15 protein-coding genes and 2 pseudogenes are annotated in these 18,826 nt (G+C 64.7%); 7 read left to right on the top strand and 10 right to left on the bottom strand.

Annotated features, from left to right (window positions below; all coding sequences use genetic code 11):
- Nucleotides 1-134: 134 nt before the first annotated feature.
- The 3 genes from OO70_RS22140 to OO70_RS22150 form a co-directional block, all read right to left on the bottom strand.
- Nucleotides 135-2,306 carry a tetratricopeptide repeat protein gene (locus OO70_RS22140; protein WP_158711502.1) on the bottom strand — a complete coding sequence of 724 codons (2,172 nt, stop codon included), beginning with the start codon at nt 2,304-2,306 and terminating at the stop codon, nt 135-137.
- A gap of 175 nt (nt 2,307-2,481) precedes the next feature.
- The gene (locus OO70_RS22145) at nt 2,482-2,844 is read right to left on the bottom strand and encodes a hypothetical protein (protein ID WP_158711503.1); all 363 of its coding nucleotides are present in this window, start codon (nt 2,842-2,844) and stop codon (nt 2,482-2,484) included.
- Between the two features lie 250 nt (nt 2,845-3,094).
- Entirely contained in the window at nt 3,095-3,817 is a 723-nt protein-coding gene (locus OO70_RS22150; protein WP_043674215.1) for a hypothetical protein, read from the bottom strand.
- 707 nt (nt 3,818-4,524) lie between these two features.
- Here OO70_RS22150 and OO70_RS22155 point away from each other — a divergent pair.
- The 3 genes and pseudogenes from OO70_RS22155 to OO70_RS56090 all read left to right on the top strand — a co-directional run bounded on the left by OO70_RS22155 (nt 4,525) and on the right by OO70_RS56090 (nt 7,483).
- Entirely contained in the window at nt 4,525-4,950 is a 426-nt protein-coding gene (locus OO70_RS22155) for a hypothetical protein (RefSeq protein ID WP_051741519.1), read from the top strand.
- Between the two features lie 260 nt (nt 4,951-5,210).
- Nucleotides 5,211-6,941: pseudogene (locus OO70_RS22160) on the top strand (tetratricopeptide repeat protein); the annotation flags it as partial.
- Between the two features lie 125 nt (nt 6,942-7,066).
- Nucleotides 7,067-7,483, top strand: a complete 417-nt coding sequence (locus OO70_RS56090) for a tetratricopeptide repeat protein (protein WP_078651509.1) — start codon at nt 7,067-7,069, stop codon at nt 7,481-7,483.
- 301 nt (nt 7,484-7,784) lie between these two features.
- On the opposite strand, the gene OO70_RS54670 is transcribed toward OO70_RS56090, so the two are convergent.
- From OO70_RS54670 to OO70_RS22175, 5 genes are all read right to left on the bottom strand, one after another.
- Nucleotides 7,785-8,375 carry a DUF6082 family protein gene (locus OO70_RS54670; RefSeq protein ID WP_158711505.1) on the bottom strand — a complete coding sequence of 197 codons (591 nt, stop codon included), beginning with the start codon at nt 8,373-8,375 and terminating at the stop codon, nt 7,785-7,787.
- A 377-nt stretch (nt 8,376-8,752) separates the two neighbouring features.
- Nucleotides 8,753-10,498, bottom strand: coding sequence for an AIPR family protein (locus OO70_RS52575; protein ID WP_078651526.1), 1,746 nt, complete (start codon nt 10,496-10,498; stop codon nt 8,753-8,755).
- A gap of 644 nt (nt 10,499-11,142) precedes the next feature.
- Nucleotides 11,143-11,463: a hypothetical protein gene (locus tag OO70_RS22165; RefSeq protein ID WP_078651511.1), complete on the bottom strand. Its 321-nt coding sequence runs from the start codon at nt 11,461-11,463 to the stop codon at nt 11,143-11,145.
- Nucleotides 11,464-11,467: 4 nt separating this feature from the next.
- Nucleotides 11,468-11,788 (bottom strand): hypothetical protein, encoded by a 321-nt coding sequence (locus tag OO70_RS22170; RefSeq protein WP_043674218.1) that lies wholly within the window; start codon nt 11,786-11,788, stop codon nt 11,468-11,470.
- A complete protein-coding gene (locus tag OO70_RS22175; RefSeq protein ID WP_199827384.1) occupies nt 11,778-12,329 on the bottom strand; it encodes a bifunctional DNA primase/polymerase in 552 nt (183 codons plus the stop codon). Before OO70_RS22175 ends, OO70_RS22170 begins: the two co-directional genes overlap by 11 nt.
- A 363-nt stretch (nt 12,330-12,692) precedes the next feature.
- On the opposite strand from OO70_RS22175, the gene OO70_RS22180 reads away from it, so the two are divergent.
- Nucleotides 12,693-13,991, top strand: a complete 1,299-nt coding sequence (locus OO70_RS22180; RefSeq protein ID WP_199827385.1) for a hypothetical protein — start codon at nt 12,693-12,695, stop codon at nt 13,989-13,991.
- A gap of 22 nt (nt 13,992-14,013) precedes the next feature.
- Here OO70_RS22180 and OO70_RS22185 read toward each other — a convergent pair whose 3' ends face one another.
- Entirely contained in the window at nt 14,014-14,940 is a 927-nt protein-coding gene (locus tag OO70_RS22185; RefSeq protein ID WP_043674855.1) for a phosphotransferase family protein, read from the bottom strand.
- 599 nt (nt 14,941-15,539) lie between these two features.
- On the opposite strand from OO70_RS22185, the gene OO70_RS22190 reads away from it, so the two are divergent.
- The 3 genes and pseudogenes from OO70_RS22190 (at nt 15,540) to OO70_RS56100 (ending at nt 16,693) form a co-directional block, all read left to right on the top strand.
- Complete coding sequence (locus OO70_RS22190) at nt 15,540-15,854, top strand: PadR family transcriptional regulator (protein WP_043674224.1); 315 nt, start codon at nt 15,540-15,542, stop codon at nt 15,852-15,854.
- Nucleotides 15,851-16,138, top strand: a pseudogene (locus OO70_RS56095) (RNA polymerase sigma factor); the annotation flags it as partial. The gene OO70_RS22190 and the pseudogene OO70_RS56095, both read left to right, overlap by 4 nt.
- A 327-nt stretch (nt 16,139-16,465) precedes the next feature.
- Nucleotides 16,466-16,693: a hypothetical protein gene (locus OO70_RS56100; protein WP_234336914.1), complete on the top strand. Its 228-nt coding sequence runs from the start codon at nt 16,466-16,468 to the stop codon at nt 16,691-16,693.
- Between the two features lie 853 nt (nt 16,694-17,546).
- On the opposite strand, the gene OO70_RS22195 is transcribed toward OO70_RS56100, so the two are convergent.
- Nucleotides 17,547-18,467 (bottom strand): PIN domain-containing protein, encoded by a 921-nt coding sequence (locus OO70_RS22195; protein ID WP_158711506.1) that lies wholly within the window; start codon nt 18,465-18,467, stop codon nt 17,547-17,549.
- Nucleotides 18,468-18,826 lie beyond the last annotated feature (359 nt).

Raw genomic sequence — 18,826 nt, forward strand, 5'->3', positions numbered from 1 at the left:
CTCGTACTTCGTGTCGATCAGCACCGAGAACGGCACGTACGTCCGGTGGAGTTGGCGGAGGCGGCCGTGGTCTGCCGTCTGTAGGGCGTCGGACGGGGCCGCGATTACATCCGCTGCCAGTCCTCGCCGGGTTGCTATCCGTCGCGGTTGTCGTCCGTAAGCATGGTCAGGCTACGCAGAGCACGCGCAGTGATCTGAGTGCTGGTGTGGTCGCTGCCCAACACCCTCTCCCGTACTTGGAGGACCTCGCGGTAGAGGCGTTCGGCCTCGGCCGTATCCCCCCGCTCGGCCACCACCCAGGCAATGTCATTCCGGGTGTTTAGGGTGTTGGGGTGGTCGCTACCCAGCACCCGCTCCTTCGCTGGGAGGACCTCGCGGTAGAGGCGTTCGGCCTCGGTCAGATTCCCCCGCTTGGCCACCACCCAGGCAAAGTCATGCCGGGTGTTTAGGGTATGGGGGTGGTCACTGCCCAGCACCCGCTCCCGTGCTTGGAGGACCCCGCGGAAGAGGCGTTCGGCCTCGGCCATATTCCCCCGCTCGGCCACCACCCGAGCGATGTCATGCCGGGTGGTCAGGGTGTCGGGGTGGTCGCTACCCAGCACCCGCTCCCGCACTAGGAGAAGCTCGCGGTGAAGGCGTTCGGAGTCGGCCGTATGCCCCCGTCTGGCCACCATCCGGGCGATCTCATGCCGAGTGGAAAGGGTGTTGGGGTGGTCGCTACCCAGCACCCGCTCCCGTACCTGGAGGACCTCGCGGTAGAGGCGTTCGGCCTCGGCCGTATCCCCCCGCTCGGCCACCGCCCGAGCGATGTCATGTCGGGTGGTCAGGGTGTCGGGGTGGTCGCTACCCAGCACCCGCTCCCGCACTAGGAGGACCTCGCGGAAGAGGGGTTCGGCCTCGGCGACGTTGCCCAGGAACCGATGGGCCGCTGCCTGCCAGTACCGCAGGTCGAAAGCTGCGATGTGATCATGATCCAGGCGTTGCGTGTGACGTTCGCCAGCCTGCGCGAGCTCCAGAGCTGCAGGGTACGAGCCAGCCCAGGTCAGCGCGGCCACCGCATTCCTTGACGAGGTGGCAAGCGTCGCAAGCGAGGAATCCTCCAGGAGCGGCGACGCGTGGATCAGGAGCTCGTCCAGGTGCGGCATCCACACGGTCCACACCGGCCAGTCCTGGGGCCGCTCCATGTCTAGCTCGTCGGTCGCGGCTGCCAGTAGCTCCACGGCCACCGCAGCCGCCGCACCCGCCCTGCCACTGATCTTTATACGGTGGCGGGTGGTCTCGGCGACCAGCGGGTGCACCATCACCGAGCCCCCCGCTGCCTGTCCAGCCGGTGTCTCGCCGGGGGTGAGACGGTTCTCGATCAGCCCGGCCGACAGCAATGCCTCCAGCCCCACCCCCACGCCCGCAGGGCCGTGCTCACCGCACACCTGGCCGAGCACCTGGTGATCCAGCCCCGCCACCGGGATCGGTACCGCGCCGGCGAACCACACCAGCACCCCCAGCAACCCGCGCGCCTGTTCAACTCCCGCATCCGCCAGCTGGTCCAGCGACAACGCCCACGTGCTGGTCACCACCTCACGGTCATCCAAACCGCCAGAGGCCAGCAATGCCGGGAATCCTGTCTCCAACGCCCGCAGGTAGCCGGTGAAGGTGCGTTCTTGGGAGAACGGGGAAGCCAGCTGCGACCCCGCGTGGTGCAACGCCAGCGCCAGCCCGCCCAGCCGAGCCGACAACCCCTGGGCCTCCGCAGGGGTACCGGCCTCGGGTGCCAGGTCCAGCAGCACACGCGCACCGTCCGCGTCTGGCAGCCACCCCACCGGATGCAACTCCGCTCCCCGGCCCCAATGCCGCGGATAAGCGTCGCGGGTGGTCACCATCACCAACCCCGCCCGCGTGGACCGCACCCACCCGTTACCGTCCCGCACCGGCCGGCCTCCCACCGCCAACGCCCGCACATCATCGGCATTGTCGATCACCAGGACCCAGCCCGGATCAGCCTCCAGCACCGGCCACAGCACATCAGACGGATCCACACGCCCCGCACGCGCCGCCTCCACCTGCGCGGTATCAGCCCCCAACGCCTGCGCCAACCCCAACAGGGCCGACGTCAGCGACGACGCATCCACCCCCGGCACCCACCACACCCGTCGGCCCAGCCCCACAGCCACCTCAACGACCCGCAACGCCACCGTCGACTTGCCCGTACCTCCCAGCCCCGCCAGCACATGCGCTCGCCCATCCGGCTCCTGGATCAGAGCCTCCAACCGGGCCAGCAACAGATCACGGCCCCGCACCTGCTCAGGCAACCTGCCCATCGGAGGCCACAACACCCCCCGACCCCCCAAGCGCGCCCCTCCCGGCCCAAGCGCATTGAAGGTGACGGTCAAGTCCCGGGCGGCGGCGTAGGCATCCCGGCCCGCATCAGATCGCTGCCCTGCACCGGGCACCAGTGCATCTTCCCCGTGGGGCGACATCACGCACTCACTCCGAGGCTGGATCGGTCTCCGGCCGCTGCTGCACCGTCATATCCCGGCCCGCCGTATAGGCGTCCCGGCCCGCATGAATGTTCTGCACCACTCCCGCAGCAGGCCCGTACTGCTGCGCCCACCCCACCACCTCGGCCGCGAACTCCTCATCCCGCTCGGCATACCACGCCAACGCGGCCGCCAACTCCCGCACCCGCCACGCATCACCCGGATCCGCCACCGCCCGATCCAACGCATCCACCGACCGGACATCACCACCAAAGAGCCCCCGCACCCGCTCCCGGATCCGCGCCACCACCCCACGCACCGCATCCTCCCCCAACCCCGATGCCCCACCAGTAGCGGCGATCAACGCCACAGCCTCCACCGCACCAGCCACATCCACCGCAGACCACCCCTCCCCGACGCCAACACCCCGGCCCCCGAACGGCCTGCGCCAGCAAACCCCGAACCGACCATAAACCGGCCCCGCGCCGCCCACCAGTGCGTGCCTGTTGCGTGCCCGTCAGAGAGGGCGACTGGGGTTTTCTTCGGTCGTCAGCGGGGAGAATGGCGCCGCGACACAGGTCAGACGTAATCTCTGGAAGCGAATTCCCAAGCTCAGAGCTTCAGTCGGATGTCTGCCGTATGGTCACTTGCCTGCCGTCCAGCGCGTTGCTGATCTCCCGAAGCCGTCCCTCGGGCAGCCCAAAGGCGTTGTCAGGATTTCGGTATGAGTGTCCACCGTCGTTGATCCAGACGCCGTCTGCCAGTCTCCAGTGAGCAGGAGCCCACTGGCCCTGGTTCTCCAGGAGCAAGCCCGCCACTTCGGCAGGCTCTTCGATCGAGGTGAGAGCCGCGAGAGCGGCGGTGAGGGTTGCGGCTGCGTGGTCGGGAAGTCGCGCATCGCCGAGTGTCGGGAAGAGCAGCAAGAGACGCGCGTCAGGGTCGTCAATGCCCTCTGCGGCCAACTGTCGGGCGGCAGACAGCAACTCTGGCCAGGCCATGCCGGGTCCCATGAAGTGGCCGTCATCCACAGCAAGGGTTTCCGCTGCGGACCACGTTGGGTGATGTATCAGATAGTCCACGCCGCGGTCGCCCTCAATGTTGCGGTAGACGACGTGAATGGTGTGCCCCGAGGAGAGAGGCACGCTGAACACCGGCCACTCACGCTCGGAGGACAGCGCGCGATACAGCTCCATGGCCGCGTCCCAGTCGGCCCCGAACGCGGCTCGCTGCACGTCCTCACCCTGCAAGGAAGTGCCGAGGTGCACGGGCCAGAACAGCGGATCATCCAGGTAGGTACTGTCCTGGATCAGAGGACCGTCTTCGTATCCCGGGATCTTGAGCACACGAGGATGATGGCACTAGGGACAGACACTGCCTCCGGGCTCGCGGTTCGGACGCCCCGTCTCAGTTTCCGTCTCATTCACCACCGTTCGCCGACGTTCAGCTGAAACCAGAAGGCCGCTCCCGTCCACGGGCTAGCCGCCCCTGAACCCAGATGAACACCCCCGCACACACCCCAACACCCCAGTTGGAAAGCGTGCGTCTGCTCCTGCGGCCGGTGTCCTGCTCGGCGCGCGGCCGGCGCTGGCAGGTCTCTCCTTAGCCATCGACGAAGCCCGGCCGTTGGTTAGGTCCCGGGTCGTACCCGGGCCGCCCCCAGACAGAACCGGGGATGCAACTGCTCTACAGAGTTGGACACCTCGGAAGCCGGCCGCGCGTCTGAGACCTTAACCGTGCCCACTGACAACGCGTCCCCGAACGTGTCCCGACGCCGTGCGCCGTGCACCACAACCGCACCAGATCGAGCGGGGAACAGCGGGGAACCACGGTGAAAGCCACCGAGTCCGGCGGGGCCACCGTCCGACCTTTCGCACAGCTCAGTCCCTAGACCGCCTCCAAATGCCCGCAGCTTCCTAAGCTGATGGCATGAGGCGGGAGAAGCCAAGAACGAGGTGGGGAACCGACGCGGATGATTCAGGCGTTTGGCTTCACAACCGGGGCGGTGTTTCTACCCTGGGTTCTTTCGGAGCCGCGTAGTTCGGGGGATCAGGTGGGCGCTGAATTCGTGCAGTTGGTCGAGCAGGCGGGCCCGGCGGTGACAGCCGCGGTGGGCGCCTATGGGGTGGCAGTGCTGACCCGGGCGCAGGATGCTGCTGCCGAGGCGACAGTCGACCTAGGGCAGCGGATCCTGCAACTGGTCTGGCGACGCCGAGACGAGGCGGGCCAGACAGAACTAGAACGAGTCGTGGGCGAGGCCGCCGACGAGCAGAACGACGCCTACACCACGGCGGTACTGGGCCGACTCCTCAGGCGAGCGTTGCAGGACGATCCCGGACTAGGGGAGGAACTTTGGGCCCTGCTGCCCGCCCCGGCCACAGGCACGGTCACCATCACGGCGTCCGGTGAGCGGTCGATCGCCGCGCAGTACATCGGCACCGCAGCCACTGGTGACGGTCATACCCCACCCCAGCCGTGAGCACGGACGAGGCCGCCGCTGAGCCGCGAATCGAGGCGCCGGGGCAGCGATCGATCGCGGCACATGAGATCAGAGATGCCTACACCGGTGACCTCGTGCTGCCAGCCGAGGCGTTGCACACACCGGAGCGAGTCACTGCGGCGCCAGGCACCTCAAACCTGCCTCCGTCGCCGCTGTGCCTAGGCCGCCAGGAAGAACTGACCTGGCTGCGGCGCGCCCTAACCGACCAGCGCGGGGGCGCGATCACGCAAAGCGGGACCGTGCACGGGCTGGGCGGGATCGGCAAGAGCACACTCGCCCTGCACTACGCCCACCGTCACCGTGGCGACTACACGGTGATCTGGTGGATCAACGCCGCCTCCCCCGACGAGATCGAGACCTCTCTAACCACCCTCACCCAGACCCTGGTCCCCGGCTGGGCCGCCACGGCCGGACGCCGGGCGCAGGTGGCATGGGCAATGCAGTGGCTGGCCTGGCATCCCGGCTGGCTACTGGTCTACGACAACGTCGACAACCCCGCCGACCTCGACCTCTATACAGGCGCACTCCATCAAGGGCACCACCTGGCCACCAGCCGCCGCACCACAGGCTGGCCCGACACCGCCCCCATCCTGCCCCTGGGCAACCTCCACCCGGACGACGCCTGCGTCCTGTTGTGCCGTCTCGTTTTCAAGGACACCACCCCCACTCCGCGCCAGCAGGCCGATGCCCGCACTCTTACCACTGAACTGGGACACCTTCCTCTGGCGATCAAACAGGCTGGCGCCTACCTCGCCCAGAACCGCGGCATCAGCCTCGACGCCTACCGCCGACGCCTGGACACCAAACTCGCCAAGACCGCCCACGGCCTCGACGCCAAACGCACCCTCGCTCGTGTCTGGAACGTCACTCTCCACATCCTGGAACAAGTGGATCCCCTGGCCGTTCAGGTCCTGCACACCGCCGCCTGGCTCGCCCCCGACGACATCCCCCACACCCTGCTCACCCTGCCCGGCACCGACCCGGACGACATCACAGAGGCCATCGGCACGCTTGCCGCCTACAGCATGATCACCACTACCGAAACCACCCTCAGCATCCACCGCCTGGTCCAAACCGTCCTCCGCACACCCCAAACCAGCGACCCGCAGCAGCCCCAGCAATTTCAAGGACGCGACCGCGCCGAACAGGCCGTCCTCCTCAGCCTGACCCCGCCTCCAAGCCAGGACAGCACCACCGACGGCCAGTGGGACACCCTCACTCCGCACCTCATCGCCCTTGCTGCCACAACCCCACAGGGGCACCACAACGTCCCACTCACCGACGCTTACAACACCACTGCCAACCGCCTCCATCACCAGGGTCACACCGCCCGCACCATCCCCCTGCTGGAGGCCGTCCTCGCCCGGTACGAGCAGGCCCTGGGCGACACCCACCCCGACACCCTGGCCAGCCGCAACAACCTCGCCAGCGCCTACGAGTCGGCGGGGGACCTGGAACGGGCCATCCCTCTACTGGAGGCCGTCCTCACCCAGCGCGAGCGGGTCCTGGGCGACACCCACCCCGACACCCTGGCCAGCCGCGACAATCTGGCCAGCACCTACCAGTCAGCGGGGGACCTGGGACGGGCCATCCCCTTGCATGAGGCAACCCTCACCCAGCGCGAGCAGGCCCTAGGCGACACCCACCCCGACACCCTCATCAGCCGCAACAACCTCGCCGGCGCCTACGAGTCGGCGGGGGACCTGGGACGGGCCATCCCTCTACTGGAGGCCGTCCTCACCCAGCGCGAGCAGGCCCTGGGCCACACCCACCCCGACACCCTGGCCAGCCGCCACAACCTCGCCCACACCTACCAGTCAGCGGGGGACCTGGAACGGGCCATCCCCTTGCATGAGGCAACCCTCACCCAGCGCGAGCAGGCCCTAGGCGACACCCACCCCGACACCCTGAACAGTCGCCACAACCTCGCCAGCGCGTACCAGGCAGCGGGGGACCTGCGACAGGCAATTCCGCTGTTCGAGGTGACCCTCGCCCAGCGCGAGCAGGCCCTGGGCGACACCCACCCGAGCACCCTGATCAGTCGCAACAACCTCGCCAGCGCCAGGCAGCGGGGGACCTGCGACAGGCGATCCCCTTGCACGAGGCGACCCTCACCCAGCGCGAGCAGGCCCTGGGCGACACCCACCCCGACACCCTGTCCAGCCGCAACAACCTCGCCAGCGCCTACGAGTCGGCGGGGGACCTGGAACGGGCGATTCCCCTGTACGAGGCGACCCTCACCCAGTGCGAGCGGGTACTGGGAGACACCCACCCGCACACCCTGATCAGCCGCAACAACCTCGCCTACGCGTATCTAGCCGCGGGGGACGTGGGACGGGCGATTTCCTTGCACGAGGCGACCCTCACCCAGTGCGAGCGGGTACTGGGAGACACCCACCCGCACACCCTGATCAGCCGCAACAACCTCGCTGCCGCCCGCGCTGTACAACAGATAAACCCAGCAACCTCGGCAACCGACCATGTTCGACAACCGCCCTCAGGGGTTGAGTAGCAGCCTTTATGGCCCTGGTTGACCGACCTCTGTGGAGCTACAAGTCAGGTGCTCCTTCGCCGCAAAACGCTGGCAGGATGCAGTAGCAGTGAGTGTCTAACTGGGTGCCAACGCCCACGAACAACGGCGGACAAGCGCGGACGTCTGTGGACTGTTAGCGCAGGTGAGAACTACACCAGGCCAAGGCTGCGCCCCCACCCAAGTTGCTTCGGGACGAAGAGGTCGTGCGTTCAAGCGGTCAGAGGCCACATGCAAGATTGGTATATGGCCTCTGACGCGATCGGAGACTGTCTCCGAGTTTTCATTCGCTCAGAAGGCGGGGGCCGTCGGGATCAAAGTAGCCATCCGCGGCCACAGCGGGCCCACCGTTGATCGCAGCTTGATACCGCTCCTCCGCGATCTCAGCAAACTTCGCAGCTTTCGTCCGCCGGCCTCCGATGGTGGTGTAGAGCCAGCTACGGTGTCCGTGACTCCAATGCAATCGTCCTATTTCACCCCGGAAATGCTGATCGAGGATTCGCCGAAGAGTGGCAGAGTCAACATCTCCAAGTTGATACGCAGCATGCCATCTCCCCATGATCAGGTTAGTGAAGCTAACCTGACGGTATTGCTCGAATGTCATGGGGATGTCTGGCGGCTCCCAACATGCAGCCAAAGCGCGATCTTCCATCGCCCGATAGACCATTTCCCGATGTGTAGCCCTGTCCCTCTCATCTCTGATGACCCTCGTCTGTTGGGATTGGTACACGAGCGAGATCGCAACACCAGTCAGAGCAATACCAGATAACAACACCGATGCCGCGCTGTAGGCCTGGTTGAGATCACTGAGCAACACGAACGGTGTAGCCAGAAGGACTGTTAGCAACACCGCTGATATTGCCACGAAGGTCACTAGCCGACGAGAGGCTCTGAAGCCGAGACCCACGAACCCTCCCCTGATTCGGTCTGCATGGTCGACGCTGACCCTACGAAGGGTCCGGAACAAGGGGTGGTTTGGCTGGACAGTGCCGCCCATCCCTTGCTCTGGCCCAGCCGCCCCGGCTCGTTTGGCAAAAAGGGACCCAGACAACGCGGCCGGCGCAGATGACGTGGTTCTCGGAGACGATGTCACGGCGGCGAAGGGCTGCCGGTTCTTCCGGGCGCATCGGGTCATAGCAGACGAGGTCGACCATGAGGCGCGAGTGAGTACGGATCGCATCTGCGCGGGCGTATGCATCCTGCTCTCTGATGTCCCGCTACCGTGACGCCTGCTCGACGATGTCAACCCACCTATGAGCTCCGGAGGAATCGTCGACCTAGCTTTGCTCCCATCTTTGTGTCGTTGGACTCCGCGGGCCAGTCATCCCGAACCCTTTGAACGATATCTCGGCATTTCGTGATGTTCTTGAAGAGGCTCGTCACGTAACTGCTCGGATAAACGTCATCGACGTGCATCACGAGGGAAGAGAGAGACTTTTCCGTTAGTACAGGAACTCGCCTCAGCTCTGAAGACCAATCGAACTCAGCGTCATCAATTCTTTGCAAGTCAAGTTCTCGAAAAACCAAGTGAAGCACGAGGCGGTTACCTTGCAAGCAGACCGACCGCGGCCGCCCATCAAGTTGCTTCTTCAGGCCAGATAACGTGAGATCCACTGTGCGCATAACCTCGACGCACCTCCACACGCGATACGGTCCCACAGTTGGATTGAATAGCGTGCGGTAAGGAGGCTTTTCCGTTGACTCCCAAAGACTTCCGACCTTGCTCTTTGCAAGAACGGCAAGACTCGGTTCACGATTCGCGCAAGCGAGAGCAACGGTGGCATCCACCACTGTGCATCCATTATCAGGACTAGGTACAGGTTCTCCACGCTTGATCGCATACGTCTTCTTCAGCGAGAGTACTAATTCGGTGCGTAGGCGATCCTGCTGTGGGTCCAAAGCCACAAAGTCGCGCGTCTCTACGCTGTTTTGCGTATTCGTTGCCCTCGTGACCGCCGTCGCGAACCCGTCAGGACAGGATTCGAGATTAATAAATCGAACCCACACCATTGCACCGTCGAGGGAGCTCCCATTCCGATGGGAGGCCTTATGGATGCTGGCCACGGTCTGGGCACCATTGACAATACTCACCCCAGTCAGCGAAAAATCACCGAAAGTGCGGGTTGTCGCGCCGCGAGCCGTCTTCTTGATGCTCTCACAGAGAGCTGTCACACCATTATTAAAGTACCAAAAATGATGAGGGGAATCCACGATAGTATTCGCCAGTGCATCATTCACACTGGTGTTACCAAGAGCCTTTCTAATATTCTGCGAGAACAACCGATCGCCAAAACGCTCATACCACTCGGCCACCCTAGATGCCGCGACGACACCATAATAGGCTTCATACGGCTCGCTTACAGTTCCCCAATTTTCCAACTGAGCATGAAAATCGATGCGCGAGCCGCCCAGCCCCTCGGAAACAAAAGAATGGAACTCGGTCAACCCCAGCATCTCGACCGAAACTAGCTGTTGGGTCTCATTCATCTCGTCAAGTACGTCCTGAAAAACCGCAGCAGACGGTTTCGCCAATTCAACTCGACCGGTAGTGGCAACAACAAGGATAAATGTCACGTCGACATCGTCGAGTGCTGCCGTGATCTGCTCCTCTCGTTCTCTAAGCCGAGGGGTAAAGCGATCAAACTTCGTGTCGAGGAGATCCTTGAATCCCGCAATAAAGTTCCGTGAATCACCTAGTCCAAGACTGCCGTCTCCGGAGCCATCCCACTTGGACTGCACAAGAATCACTTTGTGCTGTGCAGGATCGATCGCAATGGCGTCAATTCCATTATCGTGACTGCCATCCACAACGGTGGCGGCCGCTTGGTCGGCCGATAGTTCAGTGAACCTTTGAACCGCGAGGGCCGCTAAGGACCTGCTCAAGAATGCCTTCTCCCGGACGGAAGAGCTGGCTTTCTCGTAATCACTCATATCGATGTGACCAGCGAAACCTGTGTGCAGTGCATCCTTGATGTGCCTGACCCACAGCTTCTTCATGCCCCCCCCCGCATCCGAGATCAGCAGGCTCGCCCCTAGGAGGGCACGGTACCGATCGCACACGGTCATAGGGAAGAGGCAGGCTGTGATCGCCAGTCGGGTGGGAACGCACCTGGGCCGAGCGAGGACAAGCGCCGCGTGGCCTGCGTTCTAGTGTGCTCGCCTGGAACGCATCGTTGTCGCCCGCTGTCTGGATCGGCGCAGCGAGCTCAGCACCAGGGATCCACTACGCCGACCTATAGCGCGCAGCAAAGGGACCGCCCAGCAACCGAGCACGGCATCGACATCGTCGCACTGGCCTCCCGGCATGGACTCGGCCGGTGCCAGATCACGGACACATGGCGGAAGTGGTAAGGCCGCTCGCTGACGCTGCCCGCTGGGCATCCGCTCCCTGACACAGCACCGCTGCCGCACCACAAGCGCACCAGATCGAGCGGGGAACAGCGGGGAATCACGGTAGAAGCAGTCGGCCACGGCGAGGCCATGCCATGGCCGTTCGGCCAAGCCAGCGCCCGAACCACCCGTAAACGCCCGCAGCTTGCCAAGCCGATGTAGCAAGTTGTCCTGCCGTTCGTCCGGGCTGCGGCGCTGGGGCGCCGGTCCCGGCCGAGCGGCAGGACAACCAACCGCCACCGAGCAGCGGTTCATGCCACAGGCGCTTCTCGAGGTGAGAGCAGAGGCGCCTTCGTCGTCATGTCACTCGACTCCGCAGCAAGTCCGGCCGCAATCAGCCTCGCCAGCAGCTCGGCCGCTTCAGGCCGAACGGTCCCGAGCTGCACGATCCCGTCACCGAAGACGTTCACATCGGCCACTAGGCCAGCGAAGTCGGAGTCCAGGCCAAGCAACACGAGCTGATCAGCCAGGGTGCCGGCGCCTCGCCGTGCGCGGTTCCAACCGCGTACGTAGGGCACGCCAAGGGACAAGTCCTCGGCTCGTTTGGCCACCACTCCGCGCCGGTCGGTCATGGCGTCAGGCCCTTCCCTCGTGTTCTTCGGCAATGGACGATCCGTGACTTCCGTCGTTTCCGTCTCGGCGGTATCCGCTTGCCAGCGCCAGGCGAAGGAGTTCTGCGAGGCGCTCGGCCGTGGCGGGGGACACTCGGCCCAAGTCGACGAGACCGTGTCCGAAGGCGTTCACGTCCGCGCGCAGGTAGGGGAAGTCCTTTTCCAGGCCAGCGCGAACGAGGACGTCTCGCAATGCTGTGGTCGCGTCTCGGGCCGCGTACCAGCCGTCGCTGTCGAGCGGCGACCATGCGGCGGCATCGTGCCCGTGGGTCGGCTCATCCGGCATCTGCGGGCGTCTCCTCGGGGAGGGCAACGACCGCGGAGTAGGGCGTCGGGTACTGCTCGTCGAAGCGGTCCATCCTCGCCAGGAGTTCTGCGGAGGCGACCAGGACTGTGGCGAGCGCGACCGGGCGCAGCGGATTGGCTTCCGGTCGACGGGTAGGTGCGCGAAGCCACTGATAGCGGTCTTCGGACAGAGGGATGGCTCCGGGGACGACGATGGCGCAGCCGTGGTCGAGGTACCGGTACGGCGGTGGCGATGACGTTTCGCGTTCGAGGTAGTACGTGAAGACCTCGCGGCCATCCGAGCCCAGAAAGAACCCGACTCGCTGTGCCCTGCGGTCGATGACCGCCGGCCCGAGCAGCAGGCCATTTCGTCGAAGACGGTCGAACATCTCCAACCCGAGTCGCAGGTCCACGCTCAGCACGTCGAAGAAGCGGCCGGTCGACAGCGCGCAGGGCCTACGGGGATCGTCCGCCCAGACTTGCCGACACTCGGCGGGATCGTCGGCTGCGGCGGAGAGCCACTCCATGCCACTTCTGGTCATCCTCTGCACGTCATCTCACCTCGGTCAGAACCCAGTTGCGGCCGCAATGCCGCCTGGTGTCCAGACTCAGGGGCACCACCCTGGTGAAGGCAGATGACGAGAGGTGACGGGGGATGACACGTCCCGAGTGCACGCGTCGTCCCCCGTCACGGGTCAACAACCCGCGAACTCCGGTTACTTGCAGCGCGCACCGGTGAACAGCGCGTACATTCGGTCGAGAAGCTAAAGAATCGCGTGCCCCAGAAGTCGCACCCATGTACAAGTGGGGAGGGAACGGTCACGTCCTCGCTGGAGCCGATCAGCGTTCACTTACGGCAAGCCCGTCTAGGTCGCGGCTGGAGTCAGCCGCGGTTGGTACGGGAGTTGCGTCAGGTTGCGCTCCGCCGTGGCCATCAACTTCCGTCGGACGCCAGCGTCAAGCGTCGTATTGCCAGTTGGGAGAACGGGCACAGCACGCCAGACGACTTCTACGGTCCGCTTCTGTGTGAGGCGTACGGCCTCAGCGCCGCCGAGTTAGGGCTGAACCATGAGGGCCAGCGAGACACCGGACTCCTCGACGCAAGTTATCCGGCGAGCCCAGAAGGGGCAATCGAGACCGTCGGCCTGCTGTGGCGCGCTGATCTGAACCGGTACGAGCCCCTGTTACAGGCCGAGCCGTCCGAGCCCGCGTGGAACGAAGCCTCGCTTCGGTGGCTGGTCGCACCCGAACCGACCGTTCCTCGGCAACACCGAGATGGAATGCGCGTCGGTTTCGGAGACGTAGCCGCCATCAAGACGACCGCGGACATGTTCGCCGAGTTGGACGACCGTTTCGGTGGCGACCACGCTCGGCATGCTGCTGTCCAATACCTGAGCACCGAAGTGACTCCGCTCCTGCGCGGGCAGTACACCGAGCAGGTCGGGCGGGCCCTGTTCTCGACCGTGGCGGAGGCAACTCTCCTGGCCGGTTGGATGTCGTACGACGCCTGCCGTCATGGCTTGGCGCAGCGGTACTTCCTCCAGGCCCTCCGACTGGCCCAGGACGCCAACGACCGCCGGCTTGCCGGAAGCATCCTGTCCGCCATGAGTCATCAGGCCACGTTCCTCGGCCGCTACACCCAGGCCGCGACACTCGCCCGTGCCGCCCTGATGGGCATCTCCCCCGTGGCTACTCCGACACTGCGCGCCCAGTTCCACGTAATGGAAGCCCGCGCTCTTGCCCGGACTGGCGACGTAGGGGCCTGCGAAGCCGCTCTGAGCGCAGCCACCAGGGCGTTGGAGAGCCGCAACAGCGACGACGAGCCCGAATGGATCAGCTACTTCGACGAGACGGAACTTGCCGCCGAGGCTGCGCACTGCTTCCGTGACGTCAACAGCGCACGGCAGGCCGTTGCTCACGCCGAGAACGCCATGAGCGGCAGTCACGTACGGAGCGACTTCTTCGCGACCATGGTTCTCGCCGATGCGCACCTACGTGCCGGCGATGTTGAGGAGGCATGCAGAGTGGCCCTCGATGCACTCGACCTCGGCGAGCAGCTCAAGTCAGCCCGATGTGTCAGCTACCTCGCTGAGTTTCGGCAGGGCCTCGCAGCCGTCGGCAACACCACGGAAGCGCGAGCCTTCACGGAGCAAGTCAGAGAACACAGACTCTGGGTGGCCTCCGAAGCTCACGTCAGTGTCTGACTCCCGCACGTGGGGGCGCCGCTCAGAACGGGCCCCATGCATCTCGTCCCTCGCCAGTACGCAGTGACCGCACGCGCCGCGCGAACTCCGCCGCGGAACGCTCGCTGCCAGCGACCTGGTGGCCGAGCCAGGACACCATCATCAGTTCACGGAGATCCGCCAACGTCTCGTAGCCCGGCCAGTTCATGACGTCGAAGCCGTACCGGTGAACGAACTCGGCGTACTCAGCCTTCGTGTGCCAGCCGTACCGGTCGTAGAACATCGCCGTCTGGATCAGATCCCACTCGCGCGGGGCCAGCGCGAAGCCGTCGAGGTCGATGAGCACCGCGTGACCATCCCGGTGGCGGAGCACGTTGCCGATGCTCGCGTCCCCGTGGATCATCCCGAAGGGGAGGACGAAGTCCAGCCGGTCGTAGTCCTTGTGGAGCTTTGCGGCACGGTCCTCCAGGAACGTGCGGTCTTCCTCCGGGACGCCGTCCATCTGCCTCAGAGAGCCCGACAGCTTCGCGAACGGGTCGAAGTACGGCAGCCTCAGGGTCTCGGGCTCCTCAAGCCAATGAAGTCGGCGCAGCAGGTCGGCCAACTCGCCCACCGTGGCGTACTCTTCGCGGTCCTGGACGCTCTCCCAGACGGTCACGACCCTGCCGCCGATCACCAGCGGTTGCGTGACGCCCGCCGGCACCCGCATAGCCGGAAGCTCTTCCGCCTCCAGCCACCGCGCAACCCGTACCGCCCGCTCCATGTCCTCCAGGACGTCGAGGTCACGAGCAACGCGAACGATGATCGGCGACTTCGATAAGCGGTACACGGCGTTGGAGCCGAGCCGCAGCAACTCAGCGCCGTCCGGGTCGAGTTGGGCTGTCGCGCACGCCTCGCGCAGGACAGCCCCGAGGCCCTCCTCTGTGAACTCCGTGCCGCCGTCCTGGTCCCCGCCGCTGCCCGAGATCATGCCTTCGACCATACGGCGCCGCCCTGCCGCTCGACAGGCCGCCCACGTAATAGGGGCGTAATGACCTTGGTCAGCAGGCCTCTTGGATGCCACTCCCCCGCAGGTCAGGCCCACAAAAGCGTCACGGTCTCACCTGGGCTCCGGAGCCGTGTGCGCAGGTTCGAATCCTGCCGGGGGCACTCGCCAGTCAGAGACTTGAAACCAGGGTCTGACCTGCGCGGATGCCGACATGAAAGAGCGGGAGTCAGTCTCACTGACTCCCGCTCTTTCTCGTTGTCTCTCACTGTTCGCGCACTATCTGCGATACACGCGACACACCTCCGACACGCTGGCACCCACCGCCAGATCATGGGCCCGGCGACGCTCGCCCGTGTCTGCCCGCTCCCCCTTGGGAAGGCCGCGGTGGCGGTCTTCGGTGGCACGAACTCACACCGCCGGCCGTCCTCGCGGCTTGACGGACCGCATTAGGAATCGATGCCGAAGGACAGCATGACCGAGTACACCCGTTGCCCACCGCGAACAGCGCAGCAAGTCCGTACGTAGCCACTCTCATTCGACACGTATTGAATATCGTAGTCGATACATGCTCTACTGGTCGCATGCCGAACATCCGGCTCACCAAGCCGACGATTGCCGTCCTGGAGACGCTGCTCTCCGCGACGAGTGACAAGCAGGCATGGGGTCTCAGCATCTGCCGCGACGCCGACCTTGGCCCCGGCACCGTCTACCCCATCCTTGACCGGCTCACCGAACGCGGTTGGGTCACCAGTTACGAGGAGACCGGCCCCCACCCTGGCCGTCCCGCTCGCCGCTTCTACGAACTCACTGGCGTCGGCCGTGCGCAAGCCAGCGAAGCCCTGGAAGCACGGCAAGCCCGGCAGCTCAGGTTCCGGCTGGCGGGAGGCTCAGCATGAGCACACCCCCTCGGGTGGAGAGTGAACCTCCCGACCGAATCGCTACAGGCGCCCTCGTTCGGAGCGCAATAGATGGAGATGCGCCTAGCTGGAAGGCACTCGTAGAACAGCTCAGTCCTCTGGTGTGGTCCATAGCGCGCACGTACCCCCTCTCCGAAGCCGACGCGAACGAGGCCTACCAGACGACCTGGTTTCACTTCGCCCAGCACCTGAGGCGCATCGAGCCAGAAGAGGATGCAGTGGAATGGCTAGCGAGCACTGCTGGGAATCAATGCCGCAGAGTTCTTACGGATCACCTTCGCCTTGACGATACGGATCTTTCATCGGTTGCCGCGACTTTCCTCGCAGAAGAAATGGACGTTGAGCTTCCCGGACGCACCCGTCAAATCCTTCCGTCTAGAAGGTCTCCCTCGGCGTGGGGTATGACGTCCTGGGCCTCACGAATAGCAGGCAGGGACCGAGACACCAGCGAGTGGCGCGCACACCTTGCTGGGGCACCGGAAGAGGGCGTCACCCTGAACCTCGGCGAGCAACGGCGAGCAGCGTTTGGCTTCATCATCGCCGCAGCGCGATATCGGCTTCATGATCTTCTCGGTGGATTGTGGCGGCCCGTGGATTGGCTGCTGCGCACGCCAGGCCGCAGCAATACCTGCATCACCGCAGCGATCGGCATCCAGGCGATCTATATCGTCGGCGCTGGTGGCCTGCCAGCACTCGTGACAGACGTATGGGATCCCTGTGGCATCGCAGGCGCTTCCCTGTACGCCTTGGTCCGCTGGCTTCGCCGTATCCGCGGCATCGAGCTGGCCGCGCCCGAGCGAGAGCCTGCTGACGAGTAAGCCAAGGTTTCCCACACGCTTCAATGGGCCTCGTCGTAGCCGAGTAGCACTGCGAATGACCACCCATCGCCGACCGTCCTCACGGCTTGATAGACCGCATTAGGAATCGATGGCACGCGGTCAAAGTTCGGTGGCCTCGGACAGCCGGCAGAAGTGTGACGGCCGGGTGTGGGGTGTCCCGTTTCCATGGATCTGGTCCATCTGCCCGAAGCAGGCCAGATCCATTGAGTCGCGCAGTCATCGCCGGGACCTCCACGTACTCTCGCTCGCCGGGCCGAGGCAGGGGCGTCACACTCATATCCACGCCCGCTCGCCGCTCAACACACCGGCCGTGAAGGTCCCTCCAGACAGTGCCGCGGGGTGGTGGGGCCCGGGTCTTGCTCCTCGTTCTGGCCAGCGATCCATACGCCCATGATCAGTGCGCACAGCAGCAGTGCCAGTGCAGTACACGCCCGATTGATCATCGGGAGACCATCCCACCACGAGCGCCACTCCGTCGCGTTCTGCGGCCGGTATGGCTCAACAGCCGCGCGATGCCCAGCCCTTCGGGCGTGTTCGAGCTGCGCTCGCGGCCGTTGGTCCCCTTCTCTGCCCCTGATCAGGGTGCCGCACGTTCGGCATCTCCACATGTCCCTGTGCGTCAGCCCCACCTCTACGCGTCTCCCCTGCCGTGACCTTCGTTGAGGCGCCTATTCTCTCGCGGTCATGACCAGCGATCGTGCGCGCCAGAACACAATTCGAAGACCAGGTCACTTGAGACTCCCGGGCTCCCTGCTGTCCGTTGCCACTGAACCTTGACGGTCTGCCACCGAAGATTGACCGCCAGAGCTGGGGCGATGGAGTCCTGGCAGCCCTACGTGCGGGGGACGTCGGTCATCGCCGTGCCTGGCTTCCGGTACTTCTCCGGGAGGCTGACCACCCTCAGGCCCATCTGGTTCGCACGCAATCGCATACCAACGTCATCGGTTAGGACTCGGGATCCCCTCTCCGGGTGAAGGTGGTCGACCTCGTCCCACACGAGACGAATTCTGGGAGCGTGCAAGATGTCCAAGTCAGCGGCGCAGCGCAGGATCGCGAGGTCGGCGTCAGTTCCTCGTTCGTCGGTGTCGCTCCAAACCTCCAGAGTGGCGTCTTCTCGAAGCCGGGTCGGGGTCCCTGGGTTGCAGCCCTTCAGGACATGATCGAGGTAGCGGATTGCGGTGGCGGCCCTCTTCGCAAGCTGACCTTGCCCGTACTTCTGCCGGTCCAGTTCGTCGATGACGGTCAGCGGGACAATGAGACGGCAGAGCCGCGTCTCCTCGCCCGGGGCCTTGAGGACCTCTCGCCAGTCAACGTCGCCGGGTTGGCTCCAGTGGTTGAGCATGTTGGTGTCGTAGACCACGGGCAGGCCCGGACGACCTCCAAGCCGTTTCAGCCCGGCCAGCTCACTGTGGGCATCTTCCACGGCTACCAACTGCACGTCGATCTCGGTGAGAAGTGGCATCATCTCCGCCCTGGCGATGCGCTCCGAAGGCGCTCTGCTGGGAACTGAGTTGCCAGGTCCAGAACGATTGAGAGCCAGGAGATTCCAGTAAGCCGCGTTGTAGAGACCAGCGGCAAGGTCCGGCGAGACGAATGCCTCCCTATACCGATACAGAAGGAGGCCCACAGTTCGAAGGTACTCGGTGAAGCAGTCGTGGACGGTTGGAGCCTCTCGTGCAGCCCGCCACTGCCGCTCGGCGAAGTTAAGCAAGCCCTCAGCGAAATCGGTGGTCACTCCGGGTTTCAGCCGCATGTGTGCCATCTTCTCGTTTGTTCTGACGCAATCTACGGCGGCATGAACCATGCGGTCGTCAAGGTTCAGCGGCAACGGACACCTGCGTCTCGGTCGAGCTGATCGTCGCAGGTCGTAGGTTTGGGCTGGGACCAGATCATCTGAGACGAGACACGAGGGGGTGTGACGGGCCGCTATTAGGGCGGGTCACACCTGGTCTGCCTAGGGGTTTGGGTGTGATGCGCCGTCACACCGTTACGGGTGTTAGCCTCGATCGTTCATGAGTCCTCGCTGGTTCGCTGACGGAGATTCTGTGCTTGCGTGGTGCGGATTTTCGTGGGCTGGGGCAGGTTGGTGGCCCGACTGTCGCGTCGGGTGGG

Origin of the sequence: Streptomyces xylophagus (genome assembly GCF_000716435.1) — a bacterium.
Lineage (GTDB): Bacteria > Actinomycetota > Actinomycetes > Streptomycetales > Streptomycetaceae > Streptomyces > Streptomyces xylophagus.